The sequence below is a fragment of the Streptomyces sp. CB02400 genome, assembly GCF_001905725.1.
In the GTDB taxonomy this organism is placed as follows: domain Bacteria; phylum Actinomycetota; class Actinomycetes; order Streptomycetales; family Streptomycetaceae; genus Streptomyces; species Streptomyces atrovirens.
Window position 1 is genome coordinate 74,491 of sequence record NZ_LIWB01000008.1, and the last position, 23,394, is coordinate 97,884.

The 23,394-nt window shown below is 71.6% G+C and carries 26 protein-coding genes; 16 read left to right on the forward strand and 10 right to left on the reverse strand.

Going from position 1 to position 23,394, the window contains the following annotated elements:
- The first annotated feature begins 4 nt into the window (after window positions 1-4).
- Window positions 5-442: a Fur family transcriptional regulator gene (locus tag AMK33_RS20270; protein ID WP_073934295.1), complete on the forward strand. Its 438-nt coding sequence runs from the start codon at window positions 5-7 to the stop codon at window positions 440-442.
- Window positions 443-452: 10 nt separating this feature from the next.
- Window positions 453-1,418: a CAF17-like 4Fe-4S cluster assembly/insertion protein YgfZ gene (ygfZ, locus tag AMK33_RS20275; protein WP_073934296.1), complete on the forward strand. Its 966-nt coding sequence runs from the start codon at window positions 453-455 to the stop codon at window positions 1,416-1,418.
- 52 nt (window positions 1,419-1,470) lie between these two features.
- Here ygfZ and dtd read toward each other — a convergent pair whose 3' ends face one another.
- Entirely contained in the window at window positions 1,471-1,896 is a 426-nt protein-coding gene (gene dtd / locus AMK33_RS20280; protein WP_073934297.1) for a D-aminoacyl-tRNA deacylase, read from the reverse strand.
- 177 nt (window positions 1,897-2,073) lie between these two features.
- Here dtd and AMK33_RS20285 point away from each other — a divergent pair, with 177 nt between their 5' ends.
- Window positions 2,074-2,706 carry an RsiG family protein gene (locus AMK33_RS20285; protein ID WP_073934298.1) on the forward strand — a complete coding sequence of 211 codons (633 nt, stop codon included), beginning with the start codon at window positions 2,074-2,076 and terminating at the stop codon, window positions 2,704-2,706.
- 56 nt (window positions 2,707-2,762) lie between these two features.
- Window positions 2,763-4,019, forward strand: coding sequence for a GNAT family N-acetyltransferase (locus AMK33_RS20290; RefSeq protein ID WP_073934299.1), 1,257 nt, complete (start codon window positions 2,763-2,765; stop codon window positions 4,017-4,019).
- Between the two features lie 175 nt (window positions 4,020-4,194).
- On the opposite strand, the gene AMK33_RS20295 is transcribed toward AMK33_RS20290, so the two are convergent.
- Complete coding sequence (locus AMK33_RS20295) at window positions 4,195-4,380, reverse strand: hypothetical protein (protein WP_073934300.1); 186 nt, start codon at window positions 4,378-4,380, stop codon at window positions 4,195-4,197.
- 180 nt (window positions 4,381-4,560) lie between these two features.
- Here AMK33_RS20295 and AMK33_RS20300 point away from each other — a divergent pair, with 180 nt between their 5' ends.
- Window positions 4,561-5,469: a FadR/GntR family transcriptional regulator gene (locus tag AMK33_RS20300; RefSeq protein ID WP_073934301.1), complete on the forward strand. Its 909-nt coding sequence runs from the start codon at window positions 4,561-4,563 to the stop codon at window positions 5,467-5,469.
- 73 nt (window positions 5,470-5,542) lie between these two features.
- Here AMK33_RS20300 and AMK33_RS20305 read toward each other — a convergent pair whose 3' ends face one another.
- Window positions 5,543-5,731 carry a hypothetical protein gene (locus AMK33_RS20305; protein WP_073934303.1) on the reverse strand — a complete coding sequence of 63 codons (189 nt, stop codon included), beginning with the start codon at window positions 5,729-5,731 and terminating at the stop codon, window positions 5,543-5,545.
- Between the two features lie 160 nt (window positions 5,732-5,891).
- On the opposite strand from AMK33_RS20305, the gene AMK33_RS20310 reads away from it, so the two are divergent.
- Genes AMK33_RS20310 through AMK33_RS20320 form a run of 3 tightly spaced genes read left to right on the forward strand, consistent with a single transcriptional unit; the run spans window position 5,892 to window position 8,433 of the window.
- A complete protein-coding gene (locus AMK33_RS20310) occupies window positions 5,892-6,773 on the forward strand; it encodes a GntR family transcriptional regulator (RefSeq protein WP_073934304.1) in 882 nt (293 codons plus the stop codon).
- Complete coding sequence (locus AMK33_RS20315) at window positions 6,773-7,534, forward strand: HAD family hydrolase (RefSeq protein ID WP_235618147.1); 762 nt, start codon at window positions 6,773-6,775, stop codon at window positions 7,532-7,534. Before AMK33_RS20310 ends, AMK33_RS20315 begins: the two co-directional genes overlap by 1 nt.
- Window positions 7,535-7,560: 26 nt before the next feature.
- Window positions 7,561-8,433: a winged helix-turn-helix domain-containing protein gene (locus tag AMK33_RS20320; RefSeq protein ID WP_073934306.1), complete on the forward strand. Its 873-nt coding sequence runs from the start codon at window positions 7,561-7,563 to the stop codon at window positions 8,431-8,433.
- An 8-nt stretch (window positions 8,434-8,441) separates the two neighbouring features.
- Here the strand turns inward: AMK33_RS20320 and AMK33_RS20325 are convergent, their stop codons facing one another.
- Complete coding sequence (locus tag AMK33_RS20325; protein WP_143203846.1) at window positions 8,442-9,419, reverse strand: hypothetical protein; 978 nt, start codon at window positions 9,417-9,419, stop codon at window positions 8,442-8,444.
- 101 nt (window positions 9,420-9,520) lie between these two features.
- Window positions 9,521-10,261: an HAD family hydrolase gene (locus AMK33_RS20330; RefSeq protein WP_073934310.1), complete on the reverse strand. Its 741-nt coding sequence runs from the start codon at window positions 10,259-10,261 to the stop codon at window positions 9,521-9,523.
- A gap of 213 nt (window positions 10,262-10,474) precedes the next feature.
- On the opposite strand from AMK33_RS20330, the gene AMK33_RS20335 reads away from it, so the two are divergent.
- From AMK33_RS20335 to AMK33_RS20345, 3 genes are all read left to right on the forward strand, one after another.
- Window positions 10,475-11,569 carry a phosphotransferase gene (locus AMK33_RS20335; protein ID WP_073934311.1) on the forward strand — a complete coding sequence of 365 codons (1,095 nt, stop codon included), beginning with the start codon at window positions 10,475-10,477 and terminating at the stop codon, window positions 11,567-11,569.
- A gap of 76 nt (window positions 11,570-11,645) precedes the next feature.
- A complete protein-coding gene (locus tag AMK33_RS20340; protein ID WP_073934312.1) occupies window positions 11,646-12,272 on the forward strand; it encodes a TetR family transcriptional regulator in 627 nt (208 codons plus the stop codon).
- Between the two features lie 40 nt (window positions 12,273-12,312).
- The gene (locus tag AMK33_RS20345) at window positions 12,313-14,340 is read left to right on the forward strand and encodes a HelD family protein (protein WP_073934313.1); all 2,028 of its coding nucleotides are present in this window, start codon (window positions 12,313-12,315) and stop codon (window positions 14,338-14,340) included.
- Between the two features lie 7 nt (window positions 14,341-14,347).
- Here the strand turns inward: AMK33_RS20345 and AMK33_RS20350 are convergent, their stop codons facing one another.
- The gene (locus AMK33_RS20350; RefSeq protein ID WP_073934314.1) at window positions 14,348-15,235 is read right to left on the reverse strand and encodes an NAD(P)-dependent oxidoreductase; all 888 of its coding nucleotides are present in this window, start codon (window positions 15,233-15,235) and stop codon (window positions 14,348-14,350) included.
- Between the two features lie 50 nt (window positions 15,236-15,285).
- Here AMK33_RS20350 and AMK33_RS20355 point away from each other — a divergent pair, with 50 nt between their 5' ends.
- Both AMK33_RS20355 and AMK33_RS20360 read left to right on the forward strand, forming a co-directional pair.
- The gene (locus AMK33_RS20355) at window positions 15,286-15,630 is read left to right on the forward strand and encodes a winged helix-turn-helix transcriptional regulator (protein WP_073934315.1); all 345 of its coding nucleotides are present in this window, start codon (window positions 15,286-15,288) and stop codon (window positions 15,628-15,630) included.
- A gap of 189 nt (window positions 15,631-15,819) precedes the next feature.
- Window positions 15,820-17,049, forward strand: a complete 1,230-nt coding sequence (locus tag AMK33_RS20360) for an aminotransferase class V-fold PLP-dependent enzyme (RefSeq protein ID WP_235618148.1) — start codon at window positions 15,820-15,822, stop codon at window positions 17,047-17,049.
- A gap of 18 nt (window positions 17,050-17,067) precedes the next feature.
- Here AMK33_RS20360 and AMK33_RS20365 read toward each other — a convergent pair whose 3' ends face one another.
- The 3 genes from AMK33_RS20365 to AMK33_RS20375 all read right to left on the reverse strand — a co-directional run bounded on the left by AMK33_RS20365 (window position 17,068) and on the right by AMK33_RS20375 (window position 19,758).
- Window positions 17,068-17,652, reverse strand: coding sequence for a DinB family protein (locus AMK33_RS20365; RefSeq protein ID WP_073934540.1), 585 nt, complete (start codon window positions 17,650-17,652; stop codon window positions 17,068-17,070).
- Between the two features lie 358 nt (window positions 17,653-18,010).
- Window positions 18,011-18,643, reverse strand: coding sequence for a glyoxalase (locus AMK33_RS20370; RefSeq protein WP_073934541.1), 633 nt, complete (start codon window positions 18,641-18,643; stop codon window positions 18,011-18,013).
- Window positions 18,644-19,233: 590 nt separating this feature from the next.
- The gene (locus AMK33_RS20375) at window positions 19,234-19,758 is read right to left on the reverse strand and encodes an ATP-binding protein (protein WP_073934542.1); all 525 of its coding nucleotides are present in this window, start codon (window positions 19,756-19,758) and stop codon (window positions 19,234-19,236) included.
- Window positions 19,759-19,879: 121 nt separating this feature from the next.
- Between AMK33_RS20375 and AMK33_RS20380 the strand changes: the two genes are divergently transcribed.
- The 3 genes from AMK33_RS20380 to AMK33_RS20390 all read left to right on the forward strand — a co-directional run bounded on the left by AMK33_RS20380 (window position 19,880) and on the right by AMK33_RS20390 (window position 21,591).
- The gene (locus tag AMK33_RS20380; protein WP_073934318.1) at window positions 19,880-20,443 is read left to right on the forward strand and encodes a helix-turn-helix domain-containing protein; all 564 of its coding nucleotides are present in this window, start codon (window positions 19,880-19,882) and stop codon (window positions 20,441-20,443) included.
- 78 nt (window positions 20,444-20,521) lie between these two features.
- The gene (locus AMK33_RS20385; protein ID WP_073934320.1) at window positions 20,522-21,130 is read left to right on the forward strand and encodes a hypothetical protein; all 609 of its coding nucleotides are present in this window, start codon (window positions 20,522-20,524) and stop codon (window positions 21,128-21,130) included.
- Between the two features lie 128 nt (window positions 21,131-21,258).
- Window positions 21,259-21,591 (forward strand): DUF2516 family protein, encoded by a 333-nt coding sequence (locus AMK33_RS20390; protein ID WP_079194921.1) that lies wholly within the window; start codon window positions 21,259-21,261, stop codon window positions 21,589-21,591.
- Window positions 21,592-21,723: 132 nt separating this feature from the next.
- On the opposite strand, the gene AMK33_RS20395 is transcribed toward AMK33_RS20390, so the two are convergent.
- A complete protein-coding gene (locus AMK33_RS20395; protein WP_073934321.1) occupies window positions 21,724-23,091 on the reverse strand; it encodes a PP2C family protein-serine/threonine phosphatase in 1,368 nt (455 codons plus the stop codon).
- Window positions 23,092-23,394: the final 303 nt, after the last annotated feature.

Genomic DNA, 23,394 nt, shown 5'->3' on the forward strand with positions numbered 1-23,394 from the left:
GGGTGTGGTGAGCACCGACTGGAAGAGCGACCTCAGGCAGCGCGGCTACCGGCTGACCCCGCAGCGGCAGCTCGTGCTCGAAGCCGTGGACACCCTCGAACACGCGACCCCCGACGACATCCTCGGTGAAGTGAGGAAGACGGCGTCGGGGGTCAACATTTCCACCGTCTACCGCACGCTGGAGCTCCTTGAGGAGCTGGGGCTGGTCAGCCACGCCCACCTCGGGCACGGTGCGCCGACCTATCACCTCGCCGACCGGCACCACCACATCCACCTGGTCTGCCGGGACTGCACGAACGTGATCGAGGCCGATCTCTCGGTGGCCGCCGAGTTCACCGCCAAGCTGCGCGAGCAGTTCGGGTTCGACACCGACATGAAGCACTTCGCGATCTTCGGGCGGTGCGAGGACTGCTCCCTGAAGGCCTCGACCACCGAGTCGTAGGCTAGGGCGTATGAAGAGCCCCCTGCTGACCCTGCCCGGCGCCGTTCCCGCCGAGGGCGTGGACGAAGGCGTGGCCGCCCACTACGGCGACCTGTTCCGCGAGCAGCGCGCCCTCGCCGACGGCACCGGTTTCGTCGACCTGTCCCACCGCGGGGTCGTCACCGTCTCCGGGCCGGAACGGCTGGCCTGGCTGCATCTGCTGCTCACCCAGCACGTCAGCGACCTGCCGCCGCACCGGGCCACCGAGGCGCTGATACTTTCCGCCAACGGCCACATCGAGCACGCGCTCTACCTGGTCGACGACGGGGAGACGGTCTGGGCGCACGTCGAGCCCGGCACCCAGGAGGCGCTGATCGCGTACCTGGAGTCGATGAAGTTCTTCTACCGGGTCGAGGTCGCCGACCGCACCGCCGACATCGCGGTGGTGCACCTGCCGGCCGGGTCCATCGCGGAGGTGCCCGAGGGGACCGCCGTCCGCGAGACGCCGTACGGACGGGACCTGTTCCTGCCGCGCGGCGATCTGGAGTCGTACGCGGAGAAGGCGGGGCCGGCCGCCGGGATCCTCGCGCACGAGGCGCTGCGGGTCGAACGGCACCGGCCGCGGCTCGGTTTCGAGACCGACCACCGCACCATCCCGCACGAGCTGGGCTGGATCGGCACCGCCGTGCACCTGCAGAAGGGCTGCTACCGGGGGCAGGAGACGGTCGCCCGCGTGCAGAACCTGGGGAAGCCGCCGCGCCGGCTGGTCTTCCTGCACCTGGACGGCAGCGAGGTGCACCTGCCGGTGGCGGGGACCGAGATCCGGGTCGCGGACGACGGCTCCGACGGGCGGAAGATCGGGTTCGTCACCACGTCCGTACGCCACTACGAGCTGGGGCCGGTCGCGCTGGCGCTGGTGAAGCGGAACGTGCCGGTGGACGCGCGGCTGCTCGCGGGGGACACGGCCGCCGCGCAGGAGACCGTCGTCGAGCCCTGAGCCGTACGACTCGGACCTTCAGCCGTACGACTCGGACCTCCAGCCGTACGGCTCAGATCTCCAGCAGGACGGTGAACGGGCCGTCGTTGGTCAGCGACACGCTCATCTTCGCGCCGAAGCGGCCCGTCGCCACCGTCGCGCCCAGCGCGCGCAACCGGGCGACCACCTCGTCGACCAGCGGCTCGGCGACATCGCCGGGGGCCGCGGCGTTCCAGGTGGGGCGGCGGCCCTTGCGGGCGTCGCCGTAAAGGGTGAACTGGCTGATCACCAGCAGCGGTGCGCCGAGGTCGCTGCACGACTTCTCGTCCTGGAGCATCCGGACCGACCAGAGCTTGCGGGCGAGCTGCGCCGCCTTCTCCTTGGTGTCCTCGTGGGTGACGCCGACGAGGACGCACAGCCCTTCGCCCTCGATCGCCCCCACCGTCTCGCCGTCCACGACCACGCTCGCGCCGTCGACCCTCTGCACCACTGCTCGCATACGACCATCATGCCGGTCGGCGAACAGGCGGCCGACGGCGGCCCACGGGGGACCCCGGCCGGGCTATTTTTACTCCTTAACGCCCATCTGGGGCGGATCGGGGGCACTCGCTCACAATGTGGCCGCTTGGGGTGGCACGATGCTGGCACATGCCGGTCGAGGGGACGGTTGAGGCATATGAGCACACCAGGGATCGGACAGCCGCTTGGGGCTGTCTCGTCGACCCAAGCGGGAATCGGGGAACGGGAGTTCTGCCGGCCGCCCACACAGCGCACGGACAGCCCGGTGCTGCCCGAGGACCGGGCGGTGCACGATCTGATCGTGCTCAGCCTGGCCGAGCTGCGGACGGTGCGGCGCGACGCGCAGCGTGACGAGGCCGACCTCAGTTACGTACGGCGGCTGCTGCAGGGGCGGATCGACATCCTGCGGGCGGAGCTGGCCCGGCGCCTGCCGGAGGAGGCGCCCTCGGTCGTCGCGCCGGGCGAGGTGTCCGTCGTCGAGCGGCTGGGGGAGATCCTGCGGGACACCCCGGCCCGGCACCGTTCCTCCGCCCGGCACGTGACACTGGGGACGCCGCAGGGCGAGGAGTACCGGCGGCTGGCGGCCGAGACACTCGCCGAGGTGGAGCTGTCCGACCTGGACGCCCGCACGGACGGGGAGCTGAACACCGCGATGGGACGGCTCGTGCTCTGCGAGCAGCAGGTGTCCCGGCGGCGGCAGCGGCTGCAGCGTACGGCCGACGAGTGCAGCGCGGAGATCGCGCGCCGGTACCGGGACGGGGAGGCGCAGGTGGACGACCTGCTCGTGTGAGCGGGCCGGGGAAAACCTCTTCGACACCCGGCGCGCGGCCGACCTAACGTGAGCCCATGACCTCCCGCGCCGACGTCGACATACGTCCGATCACCGAGTCCGAGTTCACCGACTGGCAACGGGCCATGAACACCGGGTTCCTGCGGGAACCCACCCTGTCCGAGGAGATCGTCGACGCGCGCCGGGCGCAGTTCACGCCCGGCCGGTCGGTGGGGGCCTTCGACGGCGGGCGGTGCGTCGCGACGTTCCGGTCCTTCGCGCAGGAGCTGACGGTGGTCGGCGGGGCGACCGTGCCCGCCGACGCCGTCACCAACGTCACCGTCACCGCCACCCACCGGCGGCGCGGACTGCTGACCCGGATGATGGAGCGGGACCTCGCCGCCGCGAAGGAGCGCGGGGACGTCGTCGCCACGCTGATCGCGGCCGAGTACCCGATCTACGGGCGGTACGGCTTCGGGCCGGCCACCACGGCGACCGAGTGGACGGTCGACGTGCCGCGCGCCGGTCTCGACCCGCGCCGGGCGGGCCCTCAGGACGGCGGCCGGGTCGACCTCGTGGACGCGGAGGACGTCCGCAAGCTGGGCCCCGAGCTGCATGAGCGGCTGCGCCGCACACAGCCGGGTGTCGTCAGCCGGGACGAGCTGTGGTGGCAGGTGACGACGGGGGCGGTGCGCTTCTGGCCGACCTTCCAGGAGCCGTACTACGCGGTGTACCGCTCGGCCGGCGGCGAGGTCGAGGGCATGGTCGCCTACACGGCGGACGACAACTGGGGTGACGCCAAGCAGCCGTTGAACACGGTACGGGTGAAGTGGCTGACCGGGGTGACCCCGGCGGCCGAACGGGCGCTGTGGCTCTACCTGTGTTCCATCGACTGGGTGGTGAAGGTGAAGAGCGGCTGGCGGGCGCCCGACGATCTGCTCCCGCACTTCCTGCCGGACCCGCGTGCCGCCGCCGTCACCACGCAGGCGGACTGGCTGTGGGTGCGGATGCTGGACGTCGTACGGGCCCTTCAGGCGCGGACGTACGGGGCCGCGGGGGCGCTGGTGCTGGAGGTGGCCGACCGGGCCGGGCTGGCCGGGGGGCGCTACCGGCTTGAGGCGTCCGCGGACGGGGCCGGGGTCTGTGTGCCGACCGGTGAGAGCGCCGATCTGACGCTGGACGTCGCCGAGCTGTCCGTGCTGTGGCTGGGGGACGAGTCCGCGGTGCGCCTCGCCGCGCTGGGCCGGGTCCGGGAAGAACGAGCGGGCGCCGCCCGTCAGGCCGACGCCCTGCTGCGTACTTCCAGGCGACCGTGGTGCCCGGACGTGTTCTGAGCGCTGTCGCTCCCGCGCTCCTGCTGCCTGCCTCCTTCCGCCGACGACGGGTGGGTTCTCATCCGTAGCGAGCTGTTCAGTTGTGGTTGTGGTTGTTGTGCGGGTGGTGCCCGTCGGCGGGACTCCCGGCTCCCCTCCGGAAGGGAGCCCGGCCGGCGGTCCGTGCGGTGTGCTGTCAGCCGGACTGGGCGAGCAGCATCACGAGGATGACCGCGCCGATGCCGCTGATCATGGTGTTGCGTGCCTTGATGCCCACGGTGAGGGCGACGAAGGCGATGATTCCCATCGGCCCGTACTTCCACTGGACGAGTTGCTCGAACCCGATGGCCAGGGCCGCGAGGACGATGGCGATGAGCGGCATGGCGGTCCCCCTTGTTGTCCGTGGCTCCCGACCCTTTCCCTGCCGGCCAACCCTTGGGGTCGCCGACCAGGTTGTAGGAGTTGGTTGCCAACTTGCTCTTAGTTATAGCCACTTGGAAGAGGCTTATAACCACCCTCCGCTGAACTGCCCGAAGATGGCGGGAAGTTGTAGGGTTCTGTCGTGGACCCGGAACACGCCTCCGCCAATGGACGGAAGAAGCCACAGCGGCCACAGAGAACACACCGCGAGGTGGCCGACGAACTGCGCGCGCGGATCAGGTCCGGGGCGCTGCAGCCGGGTCAGCGCATGCCCACCCAGGCCCAGCTCGCCGCAGAGTTCGGCGTGGAGCGCCCCGCGGTGCGCCAGGCACTGCGCATCCTGCAGTCCGAGCAACTGCTCACCAACGTCTCCAAGGGCGCCCCGGCGACCGTCGCCGCGGACCCCGGCAGGGCGCTGACCGGCCCCTCGGCGCCCCCGCTGCCCACCACCGTGGGCCTCGCGCCCAGGATCGCCGCCGCCTTCGAGGCCGAGCACGTCGAGATCGACGCCGTCTGCCTGACCTCGATCTCCCTCACCCTGGCCCTCGGGGAGCCGCTGCGCCAGATTCACTCCGGACGGCTGAAACCGGCCAAGGTCGACCTGCGGGTGCTGCTGCCCGGCCGGGACATCGACCTCGCCTTCCCGGTGCCGGTCGAGGGACGCGACGGCGACGAGGACCCGGTGCACGAGCGGTGGCTGGCGCAGCGCAACGCCCAGGGGCAGGTGCTGCGCCACAACCTGCTCGCGCTGCGCGCCACCCACGGCATCGACGTGCGGGTCTCCTTCCGCGCGCTGCCGTTCACCCCGCCGGTGAAGCTGTACCTGCTCAACGGGGAGGAGGCGCTGTTCGCCTACTACACGCTGGCGCGCAGCAAGGCGCAGATCGACCAGGAGTACCTGGAGATGTACGACGTGCAGGGCATCCGGTCCCTGCTGTTCGGCTTCGAGCAGGGGCCAGGGCTGAGGGACACCACGTTCGTGGAGCAGTCGCACCTGTGGTTCAACGCGCTGTGGGAGACGATCAGTTCGGAGCTGGTGCTCACGGGCTGACGTCTCCCACGGGTTTGGGTGCGGCGGTGGCTCCTCACGGCGGCTCCTCACGGAGGCTTCTCACGGCGGCTCCTCACAGGGCGGGCCTCGCCACCAGCAGCGCGAGCAGGACCGCTCCGGCGGAGCTGACGCCCGGCCGGTTGGACCTGATGCCTATGGTGAGCAGCAGCAGGCCGAGGATGCCGGCCGCGCCGTACTTCCACTGGACGAGCTGTTCGACGGTGACGACCAGGACGGCGGAGACGAGGGCGAGGACGGGCATGGCGTGTTCCTCCTTCGGGTGTGCGGGCCGGGGCTGCGGAACCAGAAAGCTGCCAACTAGGGGAAGTTGGCAACCAACTCTGTATAAGTTGTCCCCACTTGGCCCCTACTCACAAACAACTTTCAAACAACTCCCTTCAGATGGATCAAAGTTGTAGCGTTTGGTCGTGACCCAGGAGAACGTGGCAGTGAACGGCAGCAGCAGAGTCTCGCCGCAGGAGATCGCCGACATCCTGCGGGAACGCATCCGGTCCGGCGAGCTCAAGACGGGCGACCGCCTGCCCACCCAGGCGGAGCTGGCCGAGGAGTTCGGCGTGGAGCGCGGCACCGTTCGCCAGGCCCTGCACACCCTCCGGGAGGACGGCCTGCTCACCAACCAGGGCAAGGGCAGCCCGCCGCGGATCGCCGAACCGGCCTCCGCCCTGGAGGAACCCCAGCCGACGATGGTGGGACTGGCGCCGCGCCTGACGGACGCGTTCTCGACGGCCCACGTACGGATCGACGCGGTGTGCCTGACCGCCGAGAGCCTGATGCTGGCGCTGAGCGAACCGGTCCGGCACATCCACGAGGGCCGCACCCGCCCCGAGTCGGTCGACGTCCGCATCCTGCTGCCCTCCCGGCGGATCAACCTGGCCTTCCCCGTCCCGGTCGAGGGCCGGGACGGCAACGACGACCCGGTCCACGAGCGGTGGCTGGCCCAGCGCAACGCCCAGGCCCGCGTGCTCCAGCACAACCTCCTCGCCCTGCGCGCCACCCACGGCGTCGACGTGCACGTCTCCTTCCGGGCGCTGCCCTTCACCCCGCCCGTGAAGCTGTACCTGCTCAACGGGGAGGAGGCGCTGATCGGCTACTACATGCTGACCCGGCGCGAGGAGGAGTGGGAGAGCCACACCCTGGAGATGTACGACGCCCTGGGCTCCCAGTCCCTCCTCTTCCCCTTCGTCAAGCGGGACGGGCAGCGGGAGCGGGCGTTCGTGGAGGAATCCCAGAAGTGGTTCGACGCCCTCTGGGAAACCATCACGACGGACCTGACACTCTCCTAGTGACTTCTGAGACGAAGCAGACTGATGCGGTGACGGCCGAGAAGCGGAACGGGACCGGGACCGACGACGAACCGAACGCACTGCGGCACCTGATCGAGGGCGCCCGGGTGGTGCTGTGGGACTTCGACGGTCCCGTCTGCCGCCTGTTCGCGGGCCACTCGGCGGAACGGGTGGCGAACGACCTGGCGTCCTGGCTGGAGAGCCGGGGACTGCACGGCCTGCTCACGGACGCCGAACGCGAATCCCTGGACCCGCACTTCGTCCTGCGCGCCGTCGACCGCCGGCACCCCGGCAGCGACCTGGTCGCGGAACTGGAGGAGCGGCTCACCCAGGAGGAGCTGCGCGCCACCGTCTCGGCGATGCCCACCCCGTACGCCGATCCGCTGATCCGCACCTGGACCGCGGTGGGCTCCCGGCTGGCCGTCACCACCAACAACTCCCCGCGCGTGGTGCGCGAGTACCTCGCCTCCCGCGGCCTCGGTGCCTGCTTCGCCCCCCACATATACGGCCGCACCCAGGAACTGAGCCTCCTCAAACCCGACCCCCACTGCGTCAACCGGGCCCTGAACGCCATGGGCGCCGCCCCCGCGACCGCCCTGCTGATCGGCGACGCCCCGACGGACCTCCTCGCCGCGCAGGCGGCCGGCGTCCCCTTCCTCGGCTACGCGCGCAACGAACGCAAGGGCAAACTCCTGCGCGACGCGGGCGCCACGACGGTCGTGGACTCGCTGGAACCGGTTCTCCGGTTGGTCCGGCACTGAGGACCGACCTGTGGGATCGTCCCTGAGTGGATGGACACCGACCCGGCGAAGCCGGTGGCAGGGAGTTCGAGCGGGTCGCGGACGAACTGCGCGGGCGGATGGCGGGGGGCGCGTATCCGCTGCGGTCCTTCCTGCCGTCGCAGCGTGATCTGGCCGAGGAGCTGGGAGTCTCCCGCGACACCGTGCAGCGGGCGCTGCGGGAGCTGGCGGACGAGGGATGGATCGAGACGCGGCAGGGCAGCGGCTCACGGGTGGTCAAGACCCAGCACATACAGTCCTCGGCGGCCAAGGCCACGAGGCTGCGCGGCGCGGTGACCCTGGCCCCGTTCATCAGCGAGGCCTTCGAACAGGCCGAAGTCACCCTGGACGTCTACACCCTGACGTCCGAGTCCCTCGACGCGCACATCCGGCTCCAGGCGGAGCGCATCCGGGGCGGTTCCATCGCCCCCCAGCGCATCGCGCTGCGCATGCTCCTGCCCGATTCGACGCTGCCGTTGCCCTACCCCCGGGCCAAGGACGACCTGGGCGACACCCGCATGCGGGACCGGCTGCGCACGATCACCGAGTTGCGCACCAGATCGCTGCTGGGGACGCTCAGGGACCTGCGGACCGAGAACCTGGTGCCCTCCGTCGACGTGCGGATCCGGCACGCACCGCTCATCCCCGCCTTCAAGCTCTACCTCTTCAACGACGTCGAAGCCCTGCACGGCATGTACGAGGTCATCGAGCGGACCGTGAGCCTGGCACCGGACGAGGTGATCCCGGCCCTGGACGTCCTGGGCCTCGGGGCGACCCTCACCCACCATGAGAAGACGGACGACCCGGCCGCTCCCGGTTCCGTCTTCGTGGACAGCATGCGGCAGTGGTTCGACTCGGTCTGGGACCTGCTCTCCGCGTGACCGCTGGATCAGCGAACAGGGCCCGCGGGAGCCACCCACCGAGGATCCGGGATGACAGGGTTCTCGGGCTTGATGTATTCCAGCTTCTCCCACAGGTTCCGATGCCACTCCATGTGGTGTTCGGCGATCTCACGGGTGGAGCGGGTCGGTGAGCGGCGGTCCCAGCCGATGATGCGTGCCGTGCCGTACCGGAGGCCGAACCCTGCGGTGTCGAGGATCCTGTAGTCGTGGTCGTGCCAGCTGACATGAGTGTCCACGATGCCGTACGGCGCGTAGAAGAGCTTCTCCTGGTTGAGGATGTAGAACTTGCGCTCGGGTATCTGCGGGGACTCGCGGATTTCGCACGAGATGGTGATGTGCGGGTTTCTCTCGTGCACTCGGTTCAGCAGGCTCTTCAGTTCGTGCCAGTTGGGCTTGGTGAAGTCGTCCCGCATGCGCCGGCGGTTCTCGACGGAGTCCGTGAAGTTCACCGTCCCGGCGGGACGAGCCGGATGCTCAGGTGCCGGGTCCAGTCTTCCCGGCAGACTCATCGGCAGGTTCAGGTGGGCGACGATGATACGCAGGGTGATCTCCTGAGTGCGTACTTCTTCGTCGGCCAGCCGCTCCAGCGGTTCACGGAGGAGACCGACGAGCGTCTGCATGGTGAACCCGGAGAAGTCGACGCGGATGTGCCGCGCGTCGAAGGCCTCCCGGAACGGTGTACGCAGATCGTTCAGGCTGGGCAGGACATAAACTCCCGGGGCCTCCCGGGGCTCGGAGCCACTGACCGCGTCGAACAGGACGAGGGCGATAAGCGCCGCGAATGAGCCGCCGAGGAAACCCTGGCCCTTGAGGGCGTCACCGACCGGTTCGACGATCTCCGCGGTGACCCCCAGAACGACCACGAGGGCGAGCAACCACTTGACGAAGCGGGGCTTCCAGTCGTTCAGGAAGCGCCCTGCACGCTGGAGCCTGGACGGGCCGTCGCCCGGACTGCGAGGAGACACCCCAACCCCCTGTGCTCGCCGCGCACCCCTGAGGGCGGGCGATGTCGGCCGATCTCCAAGGCATCCCATGATGCATCGTCCAACTCGGCAGCACCATGAGGTCAGTTGCTCATTCTCAGAGCTTCGGCGGCCTTGACGAGAGGCAGATGTGAAGAGAGCACCCAAGCGGCGCCGTGCAGACGCATCCGGTCGGCACGGTCCTTGTGCCACGTGTATCCCAGGAAGCGCACTCCCGCCGCACGGGCGGCTTCGAGGTCGGTCATCTGGTCGCCGACGAGCAGGTACTCCCGGGGGTTCAGCCCCAGCCTCTGTACGGCTCGGTCCACCAGATGGCGATGGGGCTTCATGTGCCGGATCTCATGTGGATCACGTCCGACGACGAAGGCGAAGTCCTGCTGTCGGCGGTGGGACTCGAGCCATCCGCGCACCGGCCCCTCGGCATTGTTGCTGACGATCGCCAGGGGCAGATCGAGGGCTCGCAACGCGGTGACGAGCTCCTCGAAGTACTCGGCGGGCTTGGCCGAGACGGCAGCCTCGTACTCGTAACGCGTCACGATGGCTTCCGCCTGCTCGAGCACCACGCGGCTCCGGGGGGTCGGCGCAGGCCGGTCGTACATGTCGCGGATCTTGTGGAGGATGCCGTGAGAGTCCTCGCACTCCGCGACATCGGGGTCCAGCGTGCCCCATGCCGCTTGTACGACTGCTTTGATCTCCTGTGCGACAGGTGCGGTGGACACACCGCCGAACAGTCTGGTGACGGGTCCGTCGAAGTCGAGCAGCACGGCACGTGTGTCACGGAGGACGTCCTGCAGGACTGCTGGTTCGCCAAGCGCGTTGCCCATGGCCCTCTCCCACTCGCCCGGTCAAGTGTGGACCACGGCAGGCGCTGCGGCCAGCACCCCAGGTCGCGGCGTCGTCCATTCGCGCGGCAGGGTGCCTTCGACGGAGCAGGTGCGGTGGACGGACGAGTCCGGCGGGAAGCACGGCGGTGGCGAGGGTAACGTACTGCCACTTCTGTAACCCGCGGAAGGGTCCAGCACGCGAGAAACGGGCCCATGTCACCCGAAACACCTTCCCTTGCCCGGCAGCACGCGATCGAGGCGTGCGGGAATCCGGGTGCGGTCGAGGGACCGCTCCAGGGCTACCACCACGAGACCTACGTGTTTCCCCTGGGCGACGGGGCGGGGGTGCTCTCGACGACTCGATGGAAGTGCCGGGAGCCGCGCGCCGGTCTTCTCTGGTTCGACCGGCGGTGTTTCGACTCGGAAGAACAGCTTCTGAACACGCTGAACGGTCGGATCACGAGCATCCCGGAAATCGCGGAGTTCGGCGGCTTGCGCCTGCAACGGTTCATCGAGGGACGGACGCTGGGCTCGTTGAGGAAGCCCGGTCTTCCGATTCCCGGCCCGCTGCTCCAGCAGGTCGTCGGTCTCTTCCGCGAGCTTGCCGAGGTGAGGCCGGAGACACTCGTCGTCAAGCGACGCTGTGAAGCCATGGACCGTCCCCGGGACGGTGACACCAATGGATTCCTCGATCGACTCGTCTCCTTCATGGAGGAAAGCGTCTACCTGTCGAACCTTGACGAGTTCGCGGCACTCTTCGAGGAGGTCGGGGTGGACGGTGACACCTTCAAGAACCTCAGAGAGCACGTGTCGGGCCTGACGGAACGGCCCTTCTGCCTCCTCCACGCCGATCTCCACCGCGAGAACTTCATCGTCGACTCCGGGCAACGGCTCTGGACCATCGACTGGGAGCTCGCGATGGTCGGCGACCCGCTCTACGACCTGGCCACCCACCTGTATCTCATGCGCTATCCGGAGTGGCAGGCTCGCAGGCTCACCCGGCACTGGGTGAGCACCGTCGAAGACGTTCGCCCCGGCAGCTCGGAGGGCTGGCAGCGCGATCTGGGGCTGCTGATGGACTTCAAGAAGGCACAGTCCGTGTTCACCGACGTCATCCGCGCGGCCCTGGCACTGGGCCCCGGACAGGGTGCCGACCGGCGCCGGCCGGAAGGCGCGGGAAGGAAGCTGCGCCGCGTCCTGACCGAGGCCGCCGGCCCGCTGGGCCTCACCTCCGTGCCGGCCCCGGACCGTATCGCGGACGCCCTCGTACGCTGGCGAGGGGAGGCCGGGGACGTCTTCCCGGGCTGACCCGGGTGCGCGTCGTCATGCGGGCCGGCGCGGCCGAGCGGCCCGCCGCCCTGGAGCGTGTGCGTAGGCTCGCCGCATGAGTGAGATCGGCCTGCGGGAGCGCAAGAAGCGGCGGACGTACCGGACCGTGTCGGACACCGCCATCCGGCTCTTCCTGGAGCGCGGTTTCGACGCCGTGTCCGTCGCCGAGGTGGCGGCCGCGGCCGAGATCTCCAAGCCGACGCTCTTCCGGTACTTCCCGGCGAAGGAGGACCTCGTCCTGTACCGGATCGCCGACCACGAGGGCGAGGCCGCCCGGGTGGCCGCGGAGGGGCCGACGCCGGTCGAGGCGCTGCGGCGGCACTTCCTGGACGGGCTCCGGCGGTGCGATCCGGTCACCGGACTCAACGACGATCCCGAGGTACTGGCCTTCCACGCGCTGCTGTACGGCACACCGGCGCTGGTCGCGCGGCTGTACGGGCATCTGGAGCGGTCCGAGGAGGCACTGGCCGGGGCGCTCGGCGGCGGGCTCGACGCGCGGCTGGCGGCGGGGCAGATCATCGCCGTACGGCGGATCCTCGCGCAGGAGAACTGGCGGCGCATCGCGGCGGGGGAGCGGGTCGACGACGTACGGGACGACGCGGTGGCGGCGGCCGGGCGGGCGTTCGGGGTGCTGGAGGAGACGCTGCCGCGATTGCAGGGCCGAGCGAAAGATGCCGAGTAAAAAATGTAACTCGGTTGCTTTATTCGGTACGCTCGGTGGAATGACACCACCCGAGCCCGCTCTCGACCAGGAACGCACGCACCACGACCGCTGTCGCACCGCCCTCGCCGCCATGGCCGACGGCGCCGACGAGCGGGTCGTCACCGGCGAGGACGTCTCCGCCTCCGGAGCCGACGCCGAGGTCCTCGGGTACCGGTTGCGCAGCCACGCCAAGGAACTGCGGGAACTGCCCCCGGGTCCGCTGTTCTTCGGGCGGCTGGACTTCGCGCGGGCCGACACCGGCCACCCGGGGCAGAGCTACCACGTCGGACGGCTGCGGATCACCGAGCACCCCGCCGCACCGCCCCTCGTCGTCGACTGGCGGGCGCCCGTATCCCGCGCCTTCTACCAGGCCACCGCCCGCGACCCGCAGGGCGTCGCCGTACGCCGGCGGTTCGGCTGGGCGCCCGGCAGCCGGGGCGACTCCGCCGACCTGACCGGTCTGGAGGACGAACACCTGGAGCAGGGGGAGGAACGGGTCAGCGGCATCGTCGCCCGGGAGATCGAGCGGCCCCGCGTCGGCCCCATGCGGGACATCGCGGCCACCATCCAGCCCGAGCAGGACGACCTCGTCCGCGGGGACCTGGGCCTGACCGTGTGCGTGCAGGGCGCCCCCGGCACCGGCAAGACCGCCGTCGGCCTGCACCGGGCGGCCTACCTGCTCTACACCCACCCGCAGCGCATCCGGCGCGGCGGACTGCTCGTCCTCGGCCCCAACCGCACCTTCCTCTCCTACATCTCCGAGGTCCTGCCCGCCCTCGGCGAGACCGGCGTACGGCAGTCGACCCTCGCCGAGGAGATCGCCCGGCACCCGGTCACCGGCACCGACGACGAGCACGCCGTCGTCGTCAAGCACGACGCCCGGATGGCCGAGGTGCTCCGCCGGGCCCTGTACGCGCGGGTGCGTACCGACCGGACCGACTCCCTTGCCGTGCCCGACGGTTCGTACCGCTGGCGCCTCGGACCGGAGGAGCTGACGCGGATCGTGACGGACGTACGGGCCGAGGAACCGCCGTACGGCGTCGGACGGGAGCGGGTGCGGGCCCGGATCGTACGGGCCGTGCGGGAGCGGGCCGAGTGGCGCAGCGGTCCGCGCGGCACCGCCTGGGTGCGCCGGATCGAGCGGTCGCGGCCGGTGTCGGCGTACGTCGACACCGTGTGGCCGCGTGCGCGGGCGGAGGAGGTGGTGGCCGGGCTGCTGGGCGATCCTGAGGCGCTGGCCGTCGCAGCCGAGGGGGTGCTGGACGCCGGGGAGCGGAAGGCGCTGCTGTGGACGGGGCCGCCGCGGTCGTGGAAGTCGGCGCGCTGGTCGGCCGCGGACCTGGTGCTGCTCGACGAGGCCGCCGGGCTGGTCGAGCACCCCGAGGGGTACGGGCATGTCGTGGTCGACGAGGCCCAGGACCTCTCCCCGATGGAGTGCCGGGCCATCGCCCGCCGGGCCGCCTTCGGCTCGCTCACCGTGCTGGGCGACCTCGCGCAGGGGACGACCCCCTGGGCGGCCCGCTCATGGCCGGCGGTGCTGCGGCACCTGGGGAAGCCGGATGCGGCCGTGATCCCGCTGACCACCGGCTTCCGGGTGCCGCGGGCGGTGGTCACGCTCGCCAACCGGCTCCTGCAACGCCTCGACGTCGACGTCCCGGCGGCCCGCTCCCTGCGCGGCGACGGCGAGTTGCGCATCCGGCGGGCCGCCACGCCGGGTGAGGTGCCGGACGCGGTCGTGGCCGCCGTACGGGACGCGCTGGAGCGGGACGGATCCGTCGGCGTCGTGGCGGCGGACGCGGACGTGCCCCGGCTGCGACGGGCGCTGGCCGGGGCAGGGGTGGAGGCGTCGGGTCCGGAGGCGCTGGGCGCACGCGTGGCCGTGGTGCCGGCGAGCGTCGTCAAGGGCCTGGAGTACGACCATGTGGTGGCCGTCGAGCCCGCGGCGATCGCGGAGGCGGAGGAGCGGGGGCTGCACCGGCTGTACGTGGTGCTGACACGGGCGGTGTCCCGGCTGGAGGTGGTACAAGCGCGGGAGTTGCCCTTCTAGCCCTCCGTCAGCGGCGGGCGATCACCTCGGTGACCCGGCTGAAGCCGTCCCCGCCGTGCCCCCGCGCGATGACCCGGCGGGCCTGGCCCTCGATCACGCGCATCACGCTCGCGTCGATGCCGTGGGCCTCGGAGGCGTGCACGATGTGGGCCATGGTCGAGGCGGCCGAGGTGATCGGGTTCAGGTCGCCGGAGTACGTGCCGGCGTCGATGTCGGCCGCGAACTCGGTGAACAGCGGGGGCAGGATCGCGGCGATCCCCTGGGCGAAGGGAGCGAGTTCCGTCGCGGTGACGCCCTCCGCGCGGGCCACGGCGATGGCGTGCGTGTAGCCGGCCATCGCCGTCCAGAAGACGTCGAGCAGCGCGACGTCGTACGCCGCCGCCCGGCCGATCTCCTCCCCGAGGTGGGTGTGGCTGCCGCCGAGCGCCGCCAGGACGGGCCGGTGCTCCCGGTACAGCTCCTCGGGGCCGCTGTGGAGGAAGACCGCGTCGTCCGTGCCGATGGTCGGCGTCGGGGTCATGATCGCGCCGTCCAGGTAGCGGATGCCGTGCCGGCCGGCCCACTCGTCCGTGTCCCGGGCACGGTCGGGGGTGTCGGCGCTCAGGTTCACCACCGTACGGCCCTTGAGGGCGGCGGTGACGGCGTCCTGGCGCAGTACGGCGTCCGAGGCGTCGTAGTTCACCACGCAGACGACGGTCAGCGGGGAGGCGGCGACCGCCTCCTCGGGCGAGGGTGCCGTGACCGCGCCCCGGCCGGTCAACTCGGCGTCCCGGCCGGGCGTGCGGTTCCAGACGGTGGTGCGCACCCCCGCGTCCAGGAAGGCGCCGGCCAGCGCGCGGCCCATCGGGCCGAGCCCGAGGACGGTGACGGAGGGCTGGACGGTGTGCTCAGACATGGGTGAACTCCCTTAATATTTATCGCAATTACTGAAGAAGGGGGCACGGCATGGTGCACCGGCGCCACGATCCGGACGTCTGCGGGGTGACCGCCGCGATCGCCGTGATCGAGGGCAAGTGGAAGACCACGCTGCTGTGGCTGCTGGAGTCCGGACCGCACCGGCCGGCCGCACTGCGCCGGAAGGTGCCGGGTCTCACCGAGAAGGTGCTGACCCAGGCGCTGCGTGAGATGGAGGCGGACGGGCTGGTGCACCGGGAGGTGCACGACGTACTGCCGCCGAAGACGGTCTACTCCCTGACCGCGTTCGGCCGCGAATTCGCCGAGGCGCTGGCGCCGCTGTCCGACTGGGGCCACCGCCGGCTGGAGATGCTGCCCGAGGCCCCGGCCTCCTGACCGCCGGTCGTTTCCGCTCCCTTCCTGTCCGGCGCCCCGCATCTCCTGTCCGGCGCCCCGCATCCAGGTTCGCCGCACGCCGCCACGCTGCCAAGTACGCACAAAAAAGTGCGTATGCCGTCGTCAGGACGCCCCGTGGCGATCGTGTGGCCGAGTTAGGATCCGATGTTCTTCGCGGAGGGGAGTCCTGTGAGCGAGACCGAGACCGAGGTCGGCACCGCGCCCCGGCCCCTGTCGCTGGACGACGGCCGGCCGGCGGCGCGGGCCTGGTCGCTGGATCCCGCCCTGCGCCATCTCAACCACGGTTCCTTCGGCGCCGTACCGCTGGTCGCCCAGGAGCGGCAACGGGAGTTGCGTGCGCTGATGGAGAGCGCGCCGGTGGTGTGGTTCCCCGAGCTGCCGCGGCGGCTCGCGGCGGCCCGCGTCGAACTCGCCGCCTTCCTCGGCGCGGACCCCGGCGACCTCGCCCTGGTGCCGAACGCGAGCGCCGGCGCGAGTGTCGTGTACGCCAACCTGGAGCGCCGGGGCGGCGGGGAGATCGTCGTCACCGACCACGGCTACGGCGCCGTGACGATGGGCGCCGAACGGCTGGCACGCCGCTGGGGCGGCCGGGTGCGCACGGCCAGGGTGCCGCTGGACGCCGGTGCGGACCAGGCGTACGAGGCGGTCATGGCCGAGGTGGGCGAGGACACCGGGCTCGTCGTCGTCGACCAGATCACCTCGGCCACCGCCCGCCGGCTGCCGGTGGAGCGGATCGGCGTGGAGGCGCGGCGGCGCGGGGTCCCGCTGCTCGTGGACGGCGCGCACGCGCCCGGCCTGATCGCCGCCCCGCTCGAAGGGCTGACCTGCGACTTCTGGACGGGCAACCTGCACAAGTGGGGGTGCGCCCCGCGCGGCACCGCGGTCCTGGTGGCGCGCGGTCCGCTGCGGGACGGGCTGTATCCGCTGATCGACTCGTGGGGCGCCGCCGATCCGTACCCCGACCGCTTCGACCAGCAGGGCACGGTCGACGCCACCAACCACCTGGCCGCCCCGGCCGCCCTCGACTTCGTCGACCGTACCTGGGGCTGGCCCGCCGCCCGCCGGTACATGGACGAGCTGGCCGGGTACGGCGCGCGGGTCGTGGGTGCCGCGCTCGCCGAGCTGACCGGCGCGGACGCCTCCGTCGACGTCGGCATGCCCGTGCCCGGCATGCGGCTGGTGCGGCTGCCCGACGGGCTCGCCGACAGCCGCGTCGCCGCCGACGCGCTGCGCGACCGGGCCCCCGCGGAGCTGGGCGTCGAGGCGGCGTTCACCAGCTTCGGCGGAGTCGGCTACCTGCGGCTGTCCGCGCACGTCTACAACACCGCCGAGGACTACGAGTACTTCGCCGAGCGGTGCGTTCCCGTGCTCGGCGAGTGGGCCCGCGCGGTGCGGTGAAGCACCGGGGCCGGCCGGTCATGCCTCCCGGGCCGCGCGTTCCAGACGGTTCCGGTAGGCCTCCCACCAGGCCGGGTCGTCCGACGGCAGGCTGGTGTTGGACTCGTTCATCCCCACGGCGCCGTCCATGAGTTCGCGGAGGATGTCGGCGTGGCCGGCGTGCCGGTGGGTGTCGGCGATCACCCGGACCACGGCGTGGTGCAGCGTCAACTCGTTCCTGCCGTCCGGCCACCACGGCACCCTGCCGGCCGTGTCCAGCGGCAGCGCCTCGATCGTCGCGTCCGCGTGCGCCCACGCCCGGCGGTACAGGCCGACCACGTCCTCGCGCGACTCCTCGGCGGTCGCCCACATGTCCGCGTTCGGTTCCGCCCCGTCCGCGAGCCAGGGCAGCGGCTCACCGGACGGCCGGCCGAAGGTGTCGCCGAGGTAGCCCAGTTCCACCCCGGCCGCGTGTTTCACCAGGCCCAGGAGGTTGGTGCCGGTCGGCGTCAGCGGGCGGCGGACGTCGTACTCGGGGAGGCCCTCGAGTTTCCAGAGCAGAGCGTCGCGGGCCGACCGGAGATAGAAGCGGAGGTCGGTCTTGGCGGTGTCGGGTGGGGTCATGCGGGTCAGTCTGCCGTTGCGTACGAGGACGCGCTCACGCATTTCGTCCGCCTCGCGCCAGGCCTGGACACGCCTCGGCCGGACGAGGAAGTACCGGCAGGACTCGTCGAGCCGGCGCGGGCCGGACCCGGTCCTCGCCGCGGACGCGTCGCCCGTGCCGTCGCCGAGTGCGGCGGTGCCCACCGGCTCGGCTGTGCCGCCCCCCCCGGTCGTCCGCCGGCCGGTCGCGGCCGGTGACCGGGGCACGCTGTCCCGTCCCCGAGGAACGGGAGCGGGACCGGACGGACGCCGTACGGGGTGCCCGAGGGTGCCGCCGGAGGCCGGCGTCGTTCTCGGGTCTCGCGCGGCGGAGCCTCCGTCACGGTGTCATGACGGCCGGCGACGCGGCCTCCCAGGCGAACCCGTCCGGGTCCGTGAAGGCACCCGCACCGCCGCCGATCACCAGCCGGTGCGATCCGCTCCCCTCCGCGGAGACGCCGAGGTCCTTGGCGAGGGCGCGGCGCCGGTACAGCGCCAGCTTGACGGGACTCGACTCCCCGCCGGCGAACTCGACGTACGTACGGCCGAAGCTCTTCGCCACGGTGAGGCCCCGCTCGACGTAGAACCGCTTGCTCGCGGCCACGTCCGCGACGCCGAGCAGCAGCACGATCTCGTCGATCCGCCGGGTCGCGGGGCCGCGGTCCTTCTTCGCCGAGGTCGCGACCTTCCAGATCGTCCCGTCCGGGGCCTGTACGACACCGCCGTACCCCCAGAGCGACTTCGCGGCCGGCTTCAGCGGTACGGCGCCGGCCTCCACGGCGGTGCCGATGAGGCTGTCCACGTCGGCCGGCCGGGACACCGTGAGCCCCAGCGTGAACCCGCGGAACCCGCTCGTGGCCGCCTCCGAGGCCCGTAGCCCTATCTGCGAGTCCAGTCCGAAGGCGGCGGACTGGAACCGGCGTGCGGCCGCGGTGTCGGCCACGTCGAGCGTCACACTGTCGATGAACGTCATGCCCTTCACGCTAGGAGCCCTCCGCCTCCGGAGGCTTCTCGATTCCTGACCGGTCTTCCCCGGCCTCGGCGCGGCCGTCCGCACCGGTCCGGCGGCGTCGTGACCGTGACGCCGCCGGGGCGGCGCGGACGGTTGCATCCCGAGGCCCATCGCGTAGCCGACGATGCTGTCCTCGTGGCCGTGCTGGAAGCGTTTGATCACACGCTGGACGGGCCAGATGACGGAGTCGTCGGGGAGGCGGAGCGTGAGGTCCACCTCGCTGTGCGGGTCCTCGGCGTCGGTCTCCCAGGCCCCGCCGGCACTGCGCCGGACCGTCTCACCCAGGTAGGCGCCGAGGGCGAACAGACGCGCCCCCAGGTCCGTCGCGAGGAGGCCCCCGGCCACCGCGATCCCGCGGTCGCTGTGCTCGGCCATGAAGCGCTCGACGTCCCGCAGGCTCGTGGGCGTGAAGTCCGCCCGGTACCCGGAGCTGTTGAGCGCGCGGGCGATCCAGGCGGCGCTGGTGCGGACGTCGTCCAGGAGGTTCCGTGCGTCGGCGGCGGTCGCAGTCATGTCCGGGATCCTCGCCGATGGCACTGACAACGGGCGGCTCAGCCCTTGACGGCCTCCGCGATCCGCAGGGCCGCCTCGGCGGGGGTGAGGTGCGTGGTGTCGATGACCTCGGCCTCGCGGTGCAGCCAGGTGCGGGCCGCCTCGGCGTAGGGCTCCAGATGGCTGAGACGGAACGGGGAGTCCGGGCCGAGGACCGTGTCCCCCGCGATGCGCCCGCGGAGGGTCTCCCGGTCGGCGTGGAGGACGAAGTGCCGTACCGGAATGCCGTGCCGGTCGAGGCCCGCGCTGATCTCGCGCCAGTACTCCTCGACCAGGACGGTCATGGGCATCACCAGGGTGCCGCCGGTGTAGTCGAGTACGTGGCGGGCGGTCTCGACCACGAGCGGCCGCCACGGCGGCCAGTGCTGGAAGTTGCCCGTCCAGGGCAGCCCCGGCGTGATGTCCATGAGCGTCTCGCCGACCTTCTCGGCGTCGAACACCCGTGAGTCCGGGAGCAGCCGCTGCACGAGCGCGCCGGTCGTCGTCTTGCCGGCGCCGTGGGTGCCGTTGATCCATACGATCACGGGCCCCACGCTAGTGCCCCGTCCGGTACGGCTTCGGTGTTTTTCAGGGTCCGTCTGTGCCGTGGCGCACTATTGCAAGCAGGTGCTTGCAATAGTTAGCGAGGTGGGGCACGGTGGGGGTATGGCATCGCTCAACGTCGGCAATCTCGGTGAGTACCTGCGCGAGCAGCGGCGCAGTGCGCAGTTGTCGCTGCGGCAGCTCGCCGACGCCGCCGGGGTGTCCAATCCGTATCTCAGCCAGATCGAGCGCGGGCTGCGCAAGCCGAGCGCGGAGGTGCTGCAGCAGGTCGCCAAGGCACTGCGGATCTCCGCCGAGACGCTGTACGTCCGGGCCGGAATCCTCGACGCCGAGCGGGACCGGTCCGAGGTCGAGACGCGGGCCGCCGTCCTCGCCGATCCCACGCTGACCGAGCGTCAGAAGCAGGTGCTGCTCCAGATCTACGAGTCGTTCCGCAAGGAGAACGGGTTTGGCGGCGCCGAGGACGGTGAGGCGACGGAGGATCCCGGGGCGGCGGAGCCGGCCGGGGTGTCCGAGGCCGTCGACACGCGTGCCCGCGCGGTGGACGCTCCGGACGACGACACCGCGATACGCCGGAGCCGTACGGCCGACGGCGGCACGACCGCCGAGCGCCGTCCCCGTGCGGGCGGCGGCAGTGACAAGGGTCCGCGGCGGACGGCCGGCTGAGCCGGACCAGGGCACCGGCCGCCCGCCGCGGACCACACAGAACCCTCAGCCGAAAACGAATCCGGGAGGACCATCACCATGGCCATCACCGACGACCTGCGCAAGACCTTCAGCGACCCGACCCCGCTCTACTTCGCCGCCGGCACCGCCGACCTCGCGTTGCAGCAGGCCAAGAAGGTGCCGGCCCTGGTGGAGCAGTTGCGCACCGAGGCCCCGGCCCGTATCGAGGCCGTGCGCAACACCGACCCCAAGGCCGTCCAGGAGCGGGCGACCGTCCGGGTCCGGGAGACGCAGGAGAACCTCCAGAGCAAGGTCGGCGAGCTCTTCGGCTCGCTCGACACCGACCTGAAGAAGCTCGGCGAGAACGCCCAGGACCTCGCGCTGCGCGGGGTCGGCATCGCCGCCGAGTACGCCGTCAAGGCCCGGGAGGCCTACGAGAAGGTAGCCGAGCACGGCGAGCAGGCCGTGAGGACCTGGCGCGGCGACGCCGCCGAGGGCATCGAGGACATCGCCGTCGCCGTCGAGCCGGCGGCGGCCGAGCCGAAGCCCGCGCCCCGGCCGGAGCCGGTCGAGGTCAAGGACGACACGCCCGCCGCCGAGTCCGCCGCGGTGAAGAAGCCCGCCGCCGCCAAGAAGGCCCCGGCGCGCAAGACCACGGCGAAGAAGACGACTCCGCCCGCGAAGTAGGCGGGACGGAACCGGACGGGCCGGGCACTCTCACGGTGCCCGGCCCGTTGTCCGGGTAGCCGGCCGGTGGTTGCGGGTACGGTGACGGCGTAGAGGACGAGCCGAGTCTGGTGGTGGACGTTGTGCTGATGCAGGGCTTCGCGGGGTTCATGTGGCTGCTGAGCATGGCCCTGATCGTGTTCAGCGGCTTCGCGCTGATCGACGCCGCCACGCGCCGTGAGGACGCCTACCGCGCGGCCGACAAGAAGACCAAGCCGTTCTGGCTGATCATCCTCGCTCTCGCCTTCGTGGTGAACCTGATCTTCAACATCCTGTCGTTCCTGCCGATCATCGGGCTGATCGCGACCATCGTGTACATGGTCGACGTCCGCCCCGCCCTCCGCGGCCTGTCCGGCGGCGGGCGCTCCCGCAGAGGCTCCAGCAGCGACGGTCCCTACGGGCCGTACAACGGCGGTCGCTGATCCGAAGGCGGGTCCCGTGCCCCTGAGAGGGACGCGGGACCGTAGCGACGTGCGGCTGCCGCCGCGTGGGCGCGGCCGGCCACGACGGACCGGCACCCGGCGTACGGCACACACCGGACGGCGAGCTTCCGCTCACACCGCCCGGTCCAGCAGCAGCACCGCCACGTCGTCCGTCAGCTCGCCCCCGTTGAGGTCCCGGACCTCGTTGACGGCGGTCCGCAGCAGTTCCTCCCCGCGCAGCCCCTCGGAGAGCTGGCGGCGGATCATCTCCACCATGCCGTCCTGGCCGAGCCGCTCCCCGGTGTCGCCGACCTTGCCCTCGATCAGGCCGTCGGTGTAGAGCATCAGGCTCCACTCGGCGCCCAGCTCCACCTGCATCCGCGGCCAGCGGGCGCCCGGCAGCAGGCCGAGCGCCGGGCCGTTGTTGTCGTACGGCAGCAGGCGCGCGGGGTGCCCGGGGCGGGCGAGCAGCGGTGACGGGTGGCCGGCCAGGCACAGGCCCGCCCGGCGGCCGTCCGGGGCGATGTCCACCGCGCACAGGGTCGCGAAGATCTCGTCGTCCGACCGCTCGTGCTCCAGCACCTGCTGGAGTGTGCCCAGCAGCTGGTCCCCGCACAGTCCCGCCAGGGTCAGCGCGCGCCAGGCGATGCGCAGCTCCACCCCGAGCGCGGCCTCGTCCGGGCCGTGCCCGCAGACGTCGCCGATCATGGCGTGCACGGTGCCGTCCGGGGTGCGGACGACGTCGTAGAAGTCCCCGCCGAGCAGGGCGCGGGAGCGGCCGGGGCGGTAGCGGGCGGCGAACCGCAGCGGGGAGCCGTCCAGCAGCGGGGTGGGCAGCAGGCCGCGTTCCAGCCGGCGGTTCTCCTGGGCGCGCACGCGGCCCTCGGCGAGCCGCCGCTCGGCGGAGTCGGACCGCTTGCGCTCCACCGCGTACCGGATCGCCCGGCTCAGCAGCCGGCCGTCCAGCTCGTCGCGGACGAGGTAGTCCTGGGCGCCCACCCGTACGGCCTCGGCGCCGCGCTCGGTGTCGTCGGCGCCGGTGAGCGCGAGGACGGCGTGCCGGGGCGCGAGCTCCAGGACGTGCTTGAGCACGGCGAGCTCGTCGTCACCGTCGCCCGCCCGGCCGGGCGCGGGCAGCGCGAGGTCCAGCAGGATGCAGTGGACGTCGTGGGTCAGCAGCCGCTCGGCCTCGGTGAGGTTGCGGGCGGTGCGGACGCGGATCGGCTTGCCGGACTGGTCGAGCAGCTCCGGCACGATCGGCGACCCGCCGGGGTCGTCCTCGATCAGCAGCAGGGTGAGGTTGGTGTGGGCGGCCGTCTCGGCCCGGTCCGGCGCGGTGCCGGGCCGGTCCGCGGTGTGCTCGGACGGGGCCGCCGCGCGCGGGGCCGTCGCCCTGGTCTCCGAGGAGTCCTGGGCGGAGCCGCCGTTCGGTGCGGCGGTCGGCGCCTGACCACCTTCCGCGGCCGGGATCGCTCTCTGCCGCGGTACGGGTGCGGGCATTGTTGCGGGTTCCTTCCCTCCCCCCGAGGGCACGGTGGGGGCTTCGGCCACAGGCCTGTGTCCTGCTCCCACCTCCGGGTGCGAGCAGGGGATGCCCCCTTCGAACGGGGACCATAGCGGCTGACGGCGCCGCAGCGGAATGGTGTGAACCACGCCGCTCCGCCGTCGGCCCCCGTCATATGCCGCGTTTGCTACCGCACTTGGACAGGTCGAAGACGCCACGGGAATGACGAACGTCACGCCCGCGGGGGGTTTGGCGGAAAGATCGACGTGCACTGGGTCACGTGGCGTATGTCACCGGGG